Origin of the sequence: Ensifer sp. R-19, from assembly GCF_049905105.1 — a bacterium.
Taxonomy (GTDB): Bacteria; Pseudomonadota; Alphaproteobacteria; order Rhizobiales; family Rhizobiaceae; genus Ensifer.
In genome coordinates, this window is record NZ_CP184570.1 from 970,657 (window position 1) to 985,244 (window position 14,588).

A 14,588-nucleotide genomic window follows, 5' to 3' on the forward strand; every position below is an offset into this window, starting at 1 on the left:
GAACGCCAGCCATCGGACCAGCGTTCCGGTTATCCGTCAACTACTTCAGGAAGCCGTTCTTCTTCAGAAAATCCTCGGCAACCGCCTTGGCCGGTTCGCCGCCGACCTGCACGCGGCCGTTCAGGTCCTGAAGCGTCACCAGATCGAGCTTCTCGAACACCGGCTTCAACAGTTCCTCGATTTGCGGGTTTTCCTTGAGCACAGCCTCGCGAATAATCGGGGTCGGCTGGTAGACTGGCTGGACCGCCTTGTCATCTTCGAGCACGACGAGGCCAGAAGGTGCGATGCCGCCATCGGTGCCATAAACCATCGCCGCATTGGCGCCGTTCGTCTGGTTGGCAGCAGCCGCAATGGTCGCCGCGGTGTCACCGCCGGAAAGCGTGATCAGCTGATCCTGCTTCAAGGTGAAACCATAGGTGGTCTGGAAGGCAGGCAATGCGGCGGCCGAATTCACGAACTCAGACGAAGCGGCCAGCACGACCTTGCCGCCACCGGAGACATATTTGCCGAAGTCGCTGAGCGTCTTCAGCTTGTTCTCATCCGCAACTTCCTTGCGAAGACCGATCGCCCAGGTGTTGTTGGCCGGCGACGGCGTCAGCCAGACGATCTTGTTGGCGTCGTAGTCGAGCTTCTTGGCCGCCTCGTAACCCTTGGCGGCATCCTTCCAGACCGGGTCGTCGGCTTTTTCAAAGAAGAAGGCGGCGTTGCCTGTGTATTCCGGATAAATGTCGACCTCGCCGGCGGTGATCGCCTTGCGCACGACCGGCGTCGCGCCGAGCTGGACGCGGTCTACCGTCTTGATATTATTGGCATTCAGCACCGCAAGGATGATGTTGCCGAGCACGCCGCCTTCGGTGTCGATCTTGGAGGAGACGACCACATCGGCGCTCGCCGTGGCAGCGGTCAAGGTGAAAGCAAAGGCAGTTCCGATAAGCAGTCTGGTCAGGCGCATGGGTTTCTCCCTCGAATATCGATCCGCAAGTTTGATCACGGAAAGTCCGCCGCGTCCGGGCAAGCCATTCCATATATGTCAGCCCCCAGCAAAAAATAGGGTTGCACGCAGAGACTGTGACAGACAAAAAATCTCGTCTGCTACTAATCCGACCGAAAGACTAGACTACCGTGCAAGGTGCGCGATTGGCCGTTGCAATCGGTCGTGTTGTCGGCCACTCTGACAGAGGCCCGCCAGAAACATCCGTTTTCACTCTTGGTTGCGATGCCGCTCGACCTGAACCGCTTGGGGGCTAGTGGCTAAGGTTCGCCCGGCGAACGTTCGGGGAATTCATGTCGATCTATCTTCTCGCGCTACTCATCGGCGTGGTCGCCGGCCTTCGCACCATGACCGCGCCTGCGGCCGTCAGCATTGGCGCGGCAGCCGGATGGCTACCGCTCAACGGCACTTGGGCAGCCTTCATGGGCTTTCGCTTCACGCCCTACGTCTTCGGCCTGCTGGCGCTGGTGGAATTCGTCACCGATCAGTTGCCGAGCACGCCGAGCCGTAAGGTTCCGCAGCAGTTCGGCGCGCGCATCGTCTCGGGCGGTTTCTGCGGCGCTGTGCTCGGAACGGTCGCAGGTGCTATGCTGGGCGGACTGGTCGCCGGCGTGATCGGTGCCGTCATCGGCACGCTCGGTGGTTACGAAGCCCGCAAGCGCCTCGTTGCGGCCATCGGCGGCAAGGATCTGCCGATCGCGCTTCTTGAGGATGTCGTTGCCGTTCTCCTCGCACTCTGGGTGGTGTCCTCGGTGTCATGACGAAACATTTCGACGCAATCATCATCGGCGCCGGCCAGGCCGGTCCTTCGCTGGCCGGCCGGCTGACATCAGCGGGAAAGACCGTCGCTTTCATCGAGCGCAAGCACTTCGGCGGCACCTGCGTCAACACCGGCTGTATGCCGACCAAGGCGATGGTTGCGAGCGCCTATGCGGCGCATCTGGCGCGGCGGGGCGCCGACTATGGCGTCACGACCGGGCCCATCACCATCGACTTCGCCCGCGTCATGACGCGCAAGGACACGGTGAGATTCAACTCCCGCAAGGGCGTCGAAGGCTGGTTGAAGGGCATGCCGAACATCACCGTCATCGAAGGCCATGCGCGCTTCATGGGCCCGCACGACGTGCGCGTCGGCGATGAGTTGCTGTCCGCCGACCAGATCTTCCTCAATGTCGGCGGACGTGCGGCGACGCCGGAATTCCCTGGCGTCGAGGACGTGCCCTATCTGACCAACGTCTCGATCATGGATCTCGACACTCTGCCCCGCCACCTGATCGTCATCGGCGGCAGCTATATCGGGCTTGAGTTCGCACAGATGTTCCGCCGCTTCGGCTCCGAGGTCACGGTGATCGAGAAGGGCCCACGCCTGATCGGTCGCGAGGACGCGGACGTTTCCGACGCCATTCTCGCGATTCTGGAGAAAGAGGGCATAAACTTCCGCTTGAACGCCGAATGCATCCGCTTCGCCAGGCGCGGCGACGAAGTCGTCGCCGGCGTCGACTGCACCGCCGGCGCACCCGAGATCGTCGGCTCCCACCTGTTGCTTGCCACCGGGCGACGGCCGAATACGGATGATCTCGACCTCGATCGCGCCGGTGTCAGGACCGACGCCCGCGGTTACATTGAAGTCGATGAAACGCTCAAGACCAACGTGCCGCATATTTTCGCGATGGGTGACTGCAACGGCCGCGGCGCCTTCACCCATACCGCCTACAACGACTTCGAGATCATCGCGGCGAACCTGCTCGACGGTGAAAGCAGAAAGGTCAGCGACCGGATTTCGACCTACGGCCTCTTCATCGATCCGCCGCTTGGCCGCGCCGGCATGACGGAAACCGAAGCGCGCAAATCGGGACGCAAGCTGCTTGTCGGCACCAGGCCGATGACCCGTGTCGGCCGCGCCGTCGAGAAGGGCGAAACCGAAGGCTTCATGAAAGTGATCGTCGACGCCGACAGCAAGGAGATCCTCGGCGCCTCGATCCTCGGCACGGGCGGCGACGAAGCGGTGCAAAGCATCCTCGACGTGATGTATGCCGGCAAACCCTACACGACGATCACCCACGCGGTGCACATTCACCCGACGGTGTCGGAGCTTATCCCGACGGTGTTTGGTGACCTGCACCCGGCCACCTGAGCGACCGGGCGTTAGCGACCGCCCGGTTAGACGAGCGCTGCCCGCGCGAGATGGTAAAAATACGTAGCGCCGCGTTCGAGGATGTCGTCGTTGAAATCATAGCGGGTGGTGTGCAGCCCGCTGCTGTCGCCGTTGCCGATCAGCACATAGGCGCCCGGCACCTTCTCCAGCAGGAAGGAGAAGTCTTCACTGCCCATCAGCGGCTCGGGAAGGTCGACATAGGCGTCGGCGCCGAAGGTCTCAACGATCACAGAGCGCGCGTCTTCAACTGCCTCGGCATCGTTGATCGTCGCGGGATAACCGACCTGCCAGTCGAAGGTCGCTTCCGCGTTATAGCTTTCTGCCTGCAAGCGGGCGATCTGTTCGACGCGCTCCTGCAATTGCCTGCGCACAGCCGGATCCATCGCGCGCATGCTGATTTCCAGCACCGCCGTATCGGGAATGATGTTCGAGGCGGAGCCGGACTGGAACGAACCGACCGTCAGCACCGACGGCTGGTGCGGGGAGACATTGCGCGAGACCAGCGTCTGCAGCGCCATCACCACGCTGGAACCGACGACGACCGGGTCAACCGTCAGTTCCGGCTGGGCGCCGTGGCCGCCCTTGCCTCTGATCGTTAGCGTCAGTACGTCGATCGATGCAGCCATCGCGCCGGCGCGGCTGGAGAACTGGCCGACCGGCAGGCCCGGCCAGTTGTGGAGCGCATAGACGCGCTCGCAGGGGAAGCGCTCGAACAGGCCGTCTTCGATCATCAGCTTGCCGCCGCCGAAATTTTCTTCGGCCGGCTGGAAGATCAGGTGCACGGTGCCGTTGAAGCTCTCGTCCTTCGACAGAGCCCAGGCAGCGCCGAGCAGCATGCTGGTGTGACCGTCGTGGCCGCAGGCATGCATCGCGCCCGGATGTTTGCTCTGATAGGCGAGACCGGTTTCCTCCTGCATCGGCAGCGCGTCCATGTCGGCACGAAAGCCGATGGCGCGGTTGCTGTTGCCGCGCTTCAGCGTAGCGACGATGCCCGTCGTTGCAAGGCCGCGCGTCACCTCGAAACCCCAGGACTGCAGGAGCCCCGCTACGAACTCAGAAGTCTTCACCTCGGAAAGACCGATCTCGGGCATCTCGTGCAGCTTGTGACGGATATCGACGAGTTCGGGCAGGAACTCGGAAAAATTGGCGTCGCGCATTGGGGCCTCCTCAAGCCATCTGCAAGAACTGGCGCAGCCGCGCCGATTGCGGGTCGCGCATCACCTGCGACGGCGCGCCGCGTTCTTCCACCAGTCCCTTGTGCAGGAAGATCACCTCACTGGAGATATCACGGGCGAGTGACATTTCGTGCGTGACCATGACCATGGTGCGCCCTTCTTCGGCGAGCTTCTTGATGACGAGCAGGACTTCGTTGACGAGTTCCGGGTCGAGCGCCGACGTAGGCTCGTCGAAGAGCATGACTTCCGGCTTCATCGCGAGAGCACGGGCGATCGCCGCGCGCTGCTGCTGGCCGCCCGAAAGCTGGTTGGGATAGTGGTCGCGCTTTGGGGTGATGCCGACCTTTTCCATCAGCAATTCGGCCTCGCCGATCGCATCCTTGCGCGTCATGCCGAGCACATGTATCGGGCCCTCGATGATGTTTTCGAGGATGGTCTTGTGGGACCACAGATTGAAGCTCTGGAACACCATGCCAAGGCGCGTACGGATATGTTCGAGCTGCCGCTGGTCGGTGGCATGGAACTTGCCGTCCTTGCCCTTGACGGTGCGGATCACCTCGCCCGAGACCGCGATCTCGCCCTCATCGGGCGTCTCCAGATAGTTGATGCAGCGCAGCAAAGTGCTCTTGCCCGAACCACTGCTGCCGATCAGCGAGATGACGTCGCCGGACTTCGCCTCGAAGGAGACGCCTTTCAGCACCTCGACGGACCCGAAGCTCTTGTGAATGTTCTTCACCGATAGCGCTGTTGCGACCATGATCGTTCCTCTCGTCGCGCCCAGGCGCGCCTCCTCGTTATGCTTTCGCCGTGCGGTAGCGGGTGAGCCGCTTCTCGACGACGCCCATGACGCGCGTCAGGATGAAGACGACGGTGAAATAGATGATGCCGGCGGCAATCAGCGGTTCGAAGATCAACAGCGACTGGCGCTGCAGCATGCGGGCGGTGCCCATGACCTCGAGGATGGTGATGGTCGAGGCAAGCGACGTCGTCTTCAACAAGATGATCAGGTCGCCCGTCAGCACCGGCAGGCAGGATCGGAACGCCTGCGGCAGGGTGATGCGGCGAAGGATCATCGACGAGCGCATGCCGATCGACTTTGCCGCTTCGATCTGGCCTCGCGGGATCGCCTTGATCGCGCCGCGGATAACCTCGGCATTGTAGGAGGCCTGGTTGAGGCTGAGCGCAAAGATCGCGTACCACAGGCCGTCACGAAGATAGGGCCAGAGGAAGCTGTGGCGTACCCAGGTGCCGGGCAGGATTTGCCCGAGGCCATAGTAGATCAGGTAGATCTGTACCAGGAGCGGCGTGCCGCGGAATGCGAAGGTGAAGACATAGGCCGGGACCGAGAGCACGCGCCTGCCGGAAAGCCGGGCAAGCGCCACGAGAGTGCCGATGACCAGACCGAAGACGCCCGCCACCGCCGTCAAAAGCAGCGTCAGGGGGGTGGCCTTGATCAGCGCCGGCAGGAAGCCGATGACGTTGGAGATTGTTTCCATCAGTGGTGCCCCCGGTTGAGGCGGCGCTCGATCTGAGCAATCACCAGGACGGAAACGAGCGTGATCGTCAGAAACAGGATGGCCGTGAGGCCGTAGAAGAAGATGTACTGTTTGGTGCCGGCCGCAGCGCGGTAGCCGGTGTAGAGCAATTCGCTGAACGAACCGAGCACGCTGATGATGGCGCTTTCCTTGGTGATCGACAGCCAGAGATTGCCCATGCCTGGAACCGCGTGGCGCATCATCTGCGGGAAGATAATGCGGGTGAAGACCTTGCGTCTCGGCATGCCGATCGAAACCGCCGCCTCGATCTGGCCGGGGGGCACGGAAAGGAAGGCGGAGCGCAGCACTTCAGTCATGAAGGCGCCGGAGACGAAAGCGAGTGCGATGATTGCTGCCCAGAACGAGCTGAACTGGAAGGTCTCGGCCACCAGACCGAAGTGCTTCAACAGCCGCTCGGCACCGCTCGCGACGGAGAAATAGAGGAGCAGGATGACGAGCAGTTCGGGAAGCGAGCGAACGACGGTCGTGTAGATCTCGGCAAGGAAGCGCGGGACGCGGTGCTTCGACAGTTTGCCGGCCGCCCCGAGGAAGCCGAAGAGAACCGCAACCGCATAGGCGACCACGGACACCTGCAAGGTCATCACCAGGCCCCAGGCGAAATCGTCGCCCCAGCCCTCGCCCCCCCAGGCAAGCAATTGCCAGTAATAGTCCATCCGTCGTTACCTGTTCCCGATTGTCTCGTCAGCCCTCACGCCGCCCTCTGTCGGGCTGGATCGCTGTAGCGGTCGCTGCGAAGATGCCCCGGCGCTGCGGCCGGTTTGGCGATCGAGGGCGGCGCGAAACATAGGCCACACGCCGCCCTTGAAGAGCGATTTACTTCTTGCCGAAGATCCACTTGTCGACGAGCTTCTGGGTCGTGCCGTCCTTCTCCAGAGCGGCAAGGCCGGCATTGACCTTTTCAAGCGTCGCCGCATCGCCCTTGCGAACGGCATAGGCGACGCCTTCGCCGAGAACGACGTTCTTCGGAACCTCGACCTTGACCTCGTAGTCGGCGCCCTCGGGCGACTTCAGGAAGGTCTGGATGTAGAGGTCGGGGATCAGCACGTAGTCGACGCGGCCGGCGATAAGATCGGCGACCGAGTTGTCTGCGGTGTCGTAGCTCTTGGCTTCGGCACCCGTCAGATACTTGGCAACGTAGGCCGACTGTACGCTGGAAGTCTGCACACCGATGATCTTACCCTCGACGCTTGCCGGATCGATGATCTTGCCGGAGCCGTCCGCGGCATCGACCGTCTTGATCTCGCTCGTGTCAGCCTTGGCGCCAACGAAGGAGGTGCCTTCGGTGTAGTAGGGCGTCGAGAAGTCGACGACCTGACGACGCTCGTCGGTGATCGAGAAGGCGCCGATGATGAAATCGACCTTGTTTTCCTTCATCGACGGGATCAGTCCGTCCCAGGCCATCTGGTTGATGTCGCACTTCACGGCCATCTTTTCGCAGAGCGCGCGGGAGAGGTCGGCCTCGAGGCCCTCCCATTCGCCGCCGGCGTTTACCTGGGTGAAGGGCATGTAGGGCTCCGGCGTCATGCCGAGGCGCAGCGTGTCCTCGGCCAATGCGCTGCCAACAGTCATGGAAAGGGCGATCCCTGCGAACAGGGCGGTCTTCAACGTCTTCATTTTGTTTCCTCCTCGGGGATTGCGACGGATCAGAGCGTGTTGCTGAACCAGCGCAGCGACATGCAGGACAGGCCCGCGTCGATCTTGCCGATCTCCGTCGTCTTCATGGGCACGACCTTGTAGCCGAGCTTGTCGAGTCTCTCGATCGTGCGCGGGAAATCGGAGCCGACCATCACGACGTCATTGACGCGCAGCGCATTGGCCGCCGGCTCTTCACCTTCGGGAATGATCACCTGCTTGAAGCGCTCGAATGCACCCGACTTTGCCAGACGCGCGGTCGAAAGCACGGTCTCGTCGTCAAGCAGCGAGCAATCGGTCTTGAAGTGCAGCACGCCTTCCGGCGTCGCGACGATCTCGCTCTTGCGGCCGAGCTTGGCAAGGCAGGCCTGCAGCGCTTCGGCGCCGACCTTGTTGGTGCGGGCCGAAAGGCCGATCATCACGCTTTCGCGGGTCGTCAGCACGTCGCCGCCATCGGCAAAGCCGCTGCCCGGCAGGTCGAGAACGGTCTCGAACATGGCGCGGAGCGTCGGCTCGATCTCCGGCGTTTCCTTGACGCGCGTCTCGGCGCCCGGGCGCAGGAGGATCGCGCCTTCGGTGAAGACCAGCGCCGGATCCTCGACGAAGATCGAATCCGGGAAATTTTCGAGCGCCGGCAGCACCGTCACCTTCACGCCTGCGTCCTTCATCGCCGCGATGTAGGCGTCGTGTTCGGCCTTCACACCTTCGAAGGTGGGGTTGCCGCGATCGTCGGCGCGCAGGCCGTTGACGACCGACTTCGACGGCGTGCGGACGATGATGTTGTTGAACTGGTAGACGGGGCGTGACTGCGACATTTGTGGGACCTTTGGCTTGGATGAGGTGCTTCTATCGATCGGACGTGGCGGCGTAAAGCTTTTGCGTACCGGCCGGTTCTCTTCGTGACAAATGAACGCCGGCGAGCATGCAGCGCACGGAACCGCCGGCAAGCTCGATCGTCGGCACGTCGAAGGCGAGCACGCGGGCGGAGACTTCGAGCGCCTCGATCTGATCGGGGCGGAGCGAGGCGAGCGCGCGGGCCGACATGACGACCACGCGACCGTCCGCACCGTCGAGCTCGATGGCGTTGCCGGCGAAGTTCTCGATCTGATCGAGCGTCAGGTCGATCACCTGGCGACCGGTTTCCTCGAGCCGTGCGCAGATTTCCTGGCGGCGGGCCGCATCCGGGATCATGCTGGTGCCGATCAGCGCGAAGTCGGTGCCGATGCACATCAGCACATTGGTGTGATAGATCGAATTGCCACTGCGATCGACGGCGCCGAAGATCATCGGCTCGAAATTGAAGTGCGTGCAGAAACGCTCCAGCGCCACCTCGTTGGTGCGGTTCGAGCGCGCGGCATAGGCGACGCGACCGATATGGTCGAGCACCATGGCGCCGGTGCCTTCGAGATAGACGCCGTCCTTTTCGAGACCGGAATAGTCGATCACGTCCTGGACGCGATACTCGTTCTTCAGCATCTCGATGATATCGACGCGGCGCTCGCTCTGGCGGCTCTCCGAATACATCGGATAGATCGCCACATGGCCGCCGGAATGGGTCGAGAACCAGTTGTTCGGAAAGACGGAGTCGGGGCGCGTCGTCGTTTCATCCTCGAAGAGATGCACCGCGACACCTGCACCGGTGAGGCCATCAGCCATACGGCTGACTTCGTCATAAGCGGCCTTGGCGATCGCCGACGGCTGGCGTGCCGCGTCGGTCGCCTGGAAGGCGTTGTCCTCAGCGGTCATCGGATTCGGGCCGAAATGATGCGGACGGATCATCACGACGCCCTTCGGCGCCTGCACGGACAGTCTCTTCATGTTATGCAACGCTCCGCTCGGCAAAGGCGGCCGGCTGCTGCCGGAACAGGCCGTAGAGATCGCGCGGATGCTCCGGCTGTGTCGTCAGGTCGAGTTCGGTGTAGAACGCCGTGCCCTGGATCTTGTCGCGCAGGAAGCGCAGTGCCGAGAAGTCCTCAGTGGCAAAACCGACGGAATCGAAGATGGTGATCTGGCCGTTGCTGCGGCGGCCCTCGGCGTCGCCGGCGATGACCTGCCAGAGTTCGGTAACGGGGAAATCCGGCGCCATCTGCTGGATTTCGCCTTCGATGCGGGTCTGCTCCGGATATTCGACGAAGACGTCGGCACGGCGCAGGATGTCGCCCTGGAGCTCGGTCTTGCCGGGGCAGTCGCCGCCGACCGCATTGATGTGAACGCCGGCGCCAACCATGTTGTCGGAAAGGATTGTGGCGTTGCGCTTGTCGGCCGTCACCGTCGTGATGATGTCGGCACCGGCAACGGCCTCTTCCGCCGTCGCAGCAACGACGATATCGAAATCCATGTCCGAGAGGTTGTTGCAGAACTTCTCGGCGGCTTCGGGATCGATGTCGAAGACCTGCAGCCGCTTGATTCCGAGCAGGGCACGGAAGGCAAGCGCCTGGAATTCAGACTGCGCGCCGAGGCCGATGATTGCCATCGAACGGGCGTCGGGTCGAGCGAGGTACTTTGCGGCAAGCGCCGAGGTGGCCGCCGTGCGCAGACCGGTCATGATCGTCATTTCGGAGACGAGGCAGGGATAGCCGGTGCTGACATCGGAGAGAACACCGAAGGCGGTGACCGTCTGCAGGCCGACATTCGGGTTCTTCGGGTGTCCGTTGACATATTTGAAGCCGTAATGCTCGCCGTCCGAGGTCGGCATCAGCTCGATGACGCCCGTCTTCGAGTGGCTCGCGAGCCGCGGCGTTTTCTCGAATGCGTTCCACCGGCGGAAATCATCCTCGATGTATTCCGCAAGACCCACAAGGAACGTCTCAATGCCGATCGATTTGACCAGCTCGATTACGTTGCCGACACCGACATACTGAACCACGTTTAAAACTCCATCGGAGAAATTCGATGAAGTCAGCCTAGGCTTGCAAGAAGTGAGTTGAAATTTTAAACCTGCCTAATATGCAAAGCCTTATTGAGCATTTTGCGCAGTCGGATTATACAATTTTCATGCATATCTTCGACGACCTCGATCACCAACTCATCTCGCTATTGCGAGAAGACGGCCGCGCCCCCTACTCCAAGATCGCGGCCGTGCTCGGCATTTCCCGGGCCACGGTTCAAACGCGCATCGACCGGCTGCTCGAAAGCGGTGCCGTGCTCGGCTTCACGCTGCGCGTGCGTCAGGACTATGACGATCGCGCCATCCGTGCGATCATGATGATCGAGGTCAGCGGCCGCAATACCACCAAGGTGATCAAATATCTGCGCGGGCTGCCCGAGCTTTATGCCCTGCACACGACCAATGGCGGCTGGGATCTGGTCGCCGAAATCCGCGCCAACAGCCTCAGCGATTTCGACCGCATCCTGCGCGAAGTGCGCGACGTCGATGGCGTATCGAACAGCGAAACGAGCATTCTGCTCAGCACCGTCTGATCCCCCACCATCACAAGCGCGCCGCCCGCGCGCCATTCAAGACCGGTAAGACCCATGAGCCATATTCCCCAGATCGACTACGACACCGCTTCCGACGAAATCCGCGCCGCCCATGACGAGGAAGTGCGCGTGCGCGGACGCATGACCAACATGAAGCGCACACTTTTGCATTCGCCGGTCGCCCATCGCATCTACGCGGAATGGTTCACGCTACGCGAAGAACTGCGCCCGTCGTTGAACGACCGCGAGATCTGGTTTCTTTCACACGCGATTTCCGAGGCCATGCGATCGCCGATCGCCATGGGTTTCTTTCGCCGCGCCTTCGCCAATGCCGGCATCGACTTCCACACGGTCACTCCGACCGAAGACGAGCAGCGGCTGATCGCCTTCGGTCGTGCGGTCGTCGTCGATAGCAACGCCGTCCCGGCGGAGATCTGGTCCGAACTTAAGGCGCGATACGACGCCAAGGCGCTGGTCGATCTCGTCGCCTTTGCCGGCATCATGGTGGCGACCGCCCTCTTCAACAATGTCGTCGAGGTCGAGTTCGACAAGGAACTGGAACCGTTCGTCGACTGAGAAGCCGACGAACCAAATGTTTCAGCTTGCTGCCGCAGCAATAGGAAAGACGATGACCAGACCGGCCACGATCGAGGATGCGTCCAGCCTGGCGGCCATTAGCCTGGAAGTCTGGCTCAACACCTATATCCGCGATGGCGTCAACGCGTTCTTTGCCGATTATGCGCTGGAACAATTCACCGCCGCACGCTTCAAGGACATTCTAGATCAGGAGAACGAGAACATCTGGGTTTCGCAGAATGCCGTCGGCATCGACGGCTTTCTGCGGATGTCGTCGAATTCACGGGCGCCGGTCGATATCGTTTCGGACCTTGAAATCGCGACGCTCTATGTGCAGCCCCGTCACCACGGCCGCGGCATCGGCAGGAAGCTTCTGAAAACGGGGCTTCAATACTGCTCGGACATTGGCAGGGCGAGCACCTGGCTGGCGGTGAACGCCGAAAATGAAAAGGCCACGGCCTTTTACATCGCGAGCGGCTTCGAGAAGGTCGGGGAGACCCACTTCAGGATAGGCGACCGGGCCTACCCGAACAACATCCTACATTTTCGCCTAAATCGGTCCGTCGCTGACAACGCTTAAAACGGTGCTTCCGCGATCGCGGACTTGACGTCGGGATATTGCGTGTATATACACACATCATGTCTCGTTGCTACTGTGCCCTTTTACGCAAAGCCACCCGGAGAGTGACGTCGGTCTACGACGACGCGCTGCAGCCGATCGGTCTCAACCTCGCCCAGTTCAGCTTGCTTCGGCACATCGCGCGCGATGAGCCGATCTCGATGACCGAACTTGGCCGCAAGATCGAACTCGAACGCTCGACGGTCAGCCGCAACGTCAAGGTGCTGGAAGGAATGGGGTTGGCGGCAACCGGAAGCGGGAAAGATCAGAGGGAGGCCGTTGTCGAACTTACGGAAAACGGCCATCGGATTCTCATTGACGGCGCACCGCTCTGGCAGGCCGCACAGGACAAGATCGAGGCGCGACTGGGGACCGACGCGGCCGCCCAGCTAGAGGACCTGCTTCTGGCGCTCTAGACAACCTGGCCTGCCAGGAACCGTCAGCAAACTGCAAAACAACAATTCAACCTGCGACCTGCGCTCCGAAAGCCCGCGCAGCGTTCTCGCACACCCGAAAACACGGACGAAAGGAAGTCGACTATGCTCGGTCCGGCGCTTGCGCGTTATCTAGCCAAACGCAATATCCATTACGGCTGGGCTGTGGCCGCCGTCACCTTCCTGGTCATGCTGTCGACTGCGGGAGCGATGGGCTCGGCCGGCGTGCTGATCAAGCCGCTTGAAACCGAGTTCGGCTGGTCGAATGCCCAGATCTCGCTGGCGCTGGCGATCCGCCTTTGCCTGTTCGGTCTGCTCGGACCGTTCGCAGCATCGTTCATGAACCACTTCGGGGTACGCCCGGTCGTTTCCGCGGCGCTGGTCCTGATCATCGCCGGCATCGCCGCCTCCTTCTACATGACGGAGCTCTGGCACCTGGTCGCGATCTGGGGCGTGGTGTTGGGCGTCGGCACCGGCATGACGGCGCTGGTTCTCGGCGCGACGGTCGCGACACGCTGGTTCGACAAGCGACGCGGGCTCGTCGTGGGACTGATGACTGCCAGCAACGCCACGGGGCAGCTGGTGTTCCTGCCGCTGCTCGCGTCTCTCACGGAAACGATCGGCTGGCGCTCGGCACTGACGCTGATCATCGTCATCCTCATGGCAGCCCTCACACTGGTCCTGTTGCTGATGCAGGATCGCCCTGGTGATCTCGGCCTCGCGCCCTTCGGCTCGAAACAGATGGTGCCGGCGGCGCCGAAGGCAAAGAGCTTCGGGGCTCTGCTGATGGCACCGATCAGGGCGCTTTCCGACGCCGCGAAGACCAACACCTTCTGGGTGTTGTTCGCCACCTTCTTCGTCTGCGGTTTCAGCACCAACGGCCTGATCCAGACCCATTGGGTTTCGATCTGCGGTGATGTGGGTATTGCCGCCGTCGCCGCGGCCAGCCTCCTGGCGCTGATCGGCGTGTTCGATCTCATCGGGACCGTCGGCTCCGGCTGGCTTTCGGATCGCTACGACAACCGCTGGCTGCTCTTCTGGTTCTATGGCCTGCGTGGTCTCTCGCTGATGTTCCTGCCGTTCAGCGGCTTCAACATCTACACGCTGTCGATCTTCGCGATCTTCTACGGCCTGGACTGGGTCGCGACGGTTCCGCCGACCGTGAAGCTCTCGGCCGAACGCTTCGGCCCGGAACGGGCCGGTCTCGTCTTCGGCTGGGTTTTTACCGGCCATCAGCTCGGCGCCGCCAGTGCGACCTTCCTCGCTGGCGCAAGCCGGACGTCGCTCGAAACCTACGCGCCGGCGCTGATCGCCGCCGGAATGCTCTGCATCGTCGCCGCCCTGCTAGTCCTGACGATCGGCCGGCGCCAGCCGGAGGCGCTGGTGCCGCAGCCGGCCTGAGTTCTTCCCCATAGTTGTGCGCAAAAAGGGCGGGCTGCCGGTGGCACCCGCCCTTGATGTTTAGACCTTGGACCGTCAGTGACTGAACTCAGTCACGAATTCCGGATTGCCGCGAATGGTGTTGCTGACGGTGCAGATCTCGTTTTCGGCGGCTTCCGCGATCGCATGACGGACCGCATCGTCGAAATCGCCTTTGATGTCGAAGACGATGTTGAACTTGGCTACGCGAGAGGGTTCGTCATGGGCCTTCTCGCCGGTCACCTTGGCACTTACCTCCGTCAACCGGTCGAGCACGCCATAGCGGCTGGCGGCAATGCGGGCGCTCAAGACCAGGCAGCTTGCGAGCGAGGCGTAAAGCAGATCGAGCGGGCCGTAACCCGCCTGCGACGGGCCGGTAACGATATCGAGTTCGCCGCCGGTCACCGAAGTCACATGCGGAAAGCCGGTTCTGCCGACCACGGCCGTTGCACCGGTTTCACGCGTTCTCACTTTCACATCCGCCATCTCGCAAACCTTCCCAGAATTCTCGGAACCGACACCATCGTTGTCGGCAGAAACACGTCGCCCCGGGCCGCAAGGCCCAGGGCGTTGATATGTGCGCCTTTGAAGAACGGCGCAAGAGCGATGCT

The 14,588-nt window shown here is 62.0% G+C and carries 17 protein-coding genes; 7 read left to right on the forward strand and 10 right to left on the reverse strand.

The genetic code is table 11. The features are described 5' to 3' along the window. Window positions 1-40 precede the first annotated feature (40 nt). Complete coding sequence (osmF, locus tag ACN9MO_RS23745; protein WP_113132670.1) at window positions 41-952, reverse strand: glycine betaine ABC transporter substrate-binding protein OsmF; 912 nt, start codon at window positions 950-952, stop codon at window positions 41-43. Between the two features lie 332 nt (window positions 953-1,284). On the opposite strand from osmF, the gene ACN9MO_RS23750 reads away from it, so the two are divergent. Next, window positions 1,285-1,752: a DUF4126 domain-containing protein gene (locus ACN9MO_RS23750; protein WP_112996947.1), complete on the forward strand. Its 468-nt coding sequence runs from the start codon at window positions 1,285-1,287 to the stop codon at window positions 1,750-1,752. Next, window positions 1,749-3,125 carry an FAD-containing oxidoreductase gene (locus tag ACN9MO_RS23755; protein ID WP_112996946.1) on the forward strand — a complete coding sequence of 459 codons (1,377 nt, stop codon included), beginning with the start codon at window positions 1,749-1,751 and terminating at the stop codon, window positions 3,123-3,125. The genes ACN9MO_RS23750 and ACN9MO_RS23755 overlap by 4 nt, the downstream gene beginning before the upstream one ends. A 26-nt stretch (window positions 3,126-3,151) precedes the next feature. Here the strand turns inward: ACN9MO_RS23755 and ACN9MO_RS23760 are convergent, their stop codons facing one another. From ACN9MO_RS23760 to ACN9MO_RS23795, 8 genes are all read right to left on the reverse strand, one after another. Then, complete coding sequence (locus ACN9MO_RS23760; RefSeq protein WP_112996945.1) at window positions 3,152-4,303, reverse strand: M20 aminoacylase family protein; 1,152 nt, start codon at window positions 4,301-4,303, stop codon at window positions 3,152-3,154. A gap of 10 nt (window positions 4,304-4,313) precedes the next feature. After that, window positions 4,314-5,078 carry an ATP-binding cassette domain-containing protein gene (locus tag ACN9MO_RS23765; RefSeq protein WP_113132671.1) on the reverse strand — a complete coding sequence of 255 codons (765 nt, stop codon included), beginning with the start codon at window positions 5,076-5,078 and terminating at the stop codon, window positions 4,314-4,316. Between the two features lie 37 nt (window positions 5,079-5,115). Next, window positions 5,116-5,817 (reverse strand): ABC transporter permease, encoded by a 702-nt coding sequence (locus ACN9MO_RS23770; protein WP_057249177.1) that lies wholly within the window; start codon window positions 5,815-5,817, stop codon window positions 5,116-5,118. Next, a complete protein-coding gene (locus tag ACN9MO_RS23775; protein ID WP_112996944.1) occupies window positions 5,817-6,530 on the reverse strand; it encodes an ABC transporter permease subunit in 714 nt (237 codons plus the stop codon). The genes ACN9MO_RS23770 and ACN9MO_RS23775 overlap by 1 nt, the downstream gene beginning before the upstream one ends. A 160-nt stretch (window positions 6,531-6,690) precedes the next feature. Then, entirely contained in the window at window positions 6,691-7,491 is an 801-nt protein-coding gene (locus ACN9MO_RS23780; RefSeq protein WP_112996943.1) for a transporter substrate-binding domain-containing protein, read from the reverse strand. A gap of 29 nt (window positions 7,492-7,520) precedes the next feature. Beyond that, on the reverse strand, window positions 7,521-8,324 hold the full coding sequence (locus tag ACN9MO_RS23785; RefSeq protein ID WP_113132672.1) for an arginine deiminase family protein: 804 nt from the start codon (window positions 8,322-8,324) through the stop codon (window positions 7,521-7,523). Window positions 8,325-8,355: 31 nt separating this feature from the next. Further along, window positions 8,356-9,327: a citrulline utilization hydrolase CtlX gene (gene ctlX, locus ACN9MO_RS23790; protein ID WP_112996941.1), complete on the reverse strand. Its 972-nt coding sequence runs from the start codon at window positions 9,325-9,327 to the stop codon at window positions 8,356-8,358. A 1-nt stretch (window position 9,328) separates the two neighbouring features. Further along, window positions 9,329-10,411 carry an ornithine cyclodeaminase gene (locus ACN9MO_RS23795; protein ID WP_425988200.1) on the reverse strand — a complete coding sequence of 361 codons (1,083 nt, stop codon included), beginning with the start codon at window positions 10,409-10,411 and terminating at the stop codon, window positions 9,329-9,331. A 92-nt stretch (window positions 10,412-10,503) separates the two neighbouring features. Between ACN9MO_RS23795 and ACN9MO_RS23800 the strand changes: the two genes are divergently transcribed. The 5 genes from ACN9MO_RS23800 to ACN9MO_RS23820 all read left to right on the forward strand — a co-directional run bounded on the left by ACN9MO_RS23800 (window position 10,504) and on the right by ACN9MO_RS23820 (window position 13,959). Continuing rightward, window positions 10,504-10,929 (forward strand): Lrp/AsnC family transcriptional regulator, encoded by a 426-nt coding sequence (locus tag ACN9MO_RS23800; RefSeq protein WP_043613515.1) that lies wholly within the window; start codon window positions 10,504-10,506, stop codon window positions 10,927-10,929. 54 nt (window positions 10,930-10,983) lie between these two features. Then, a complete protein-coding gene (locus ACN9MO_RS23805; protein WP_112996939.1) occupies window positions 10,984-11,505 on the forward strand; it encodes a hypothetical protein in 522 nt (173 codons plus the stop codon). Between the two features lie 52 nt (window positions 11,506-11,557). Next, window positions 11,558-12,085: a GNAT family N-acetyltransferase gene (locus tag ACN9MO_RS23810; RefSeq protein ID WP_112997020.1), complete on the forward strand. Its 528-nt coding sequence runs from the start codon at window positions 11,558-11,560 to the stop codon at window positions 12,083-12,085. A gap of 59 nt (window positions 12,086-12,144) precedes the next feature. Beyond that, a complete protein-coding gene (locus tag ACN9MO_RS23815; protein WP_058325010.1) occupies window positions 12,145-12,540 on the forward strand; it encodes a MarR family winged helix-turn-helix transcriptional regulator in 396 nt (131 codons plus the stop codon). A 123-nt stretch (window positions 12,541-12,663) separates the two neighbouring features. Then, window positions 12,664-13,959 (forward strand): MFS transporter, encoded by a 1,296-nt coding sequence (locus tag ACN9MO_RS23820; RefSeq protein ID WP_058325011.1) that lies wholly within the window; start codon window positions 12,664-12,666, stop codon window positions 13,957-13,959. A 75-nt stretch (window positions 13,960-14,034) separates the two neighbouring features. Here ACN9MO_RS23820 and ACN9MO_RS23825 read toward each other — a convergent pair whose 3' ends face one another. Then, window positions 14,035-14,463 (reverse strand): OsmC family protein, encoded by a 429-nt coding sequence (locus tag ACN9MO_RS23825; protein WP_112996938.1) that lies wholly within the window; start codon window positions 14,461-14,463, stop codon window positions 14,035-14,037. Window positions 14,464-14,588: the final 125 nt, after the last annotated feature.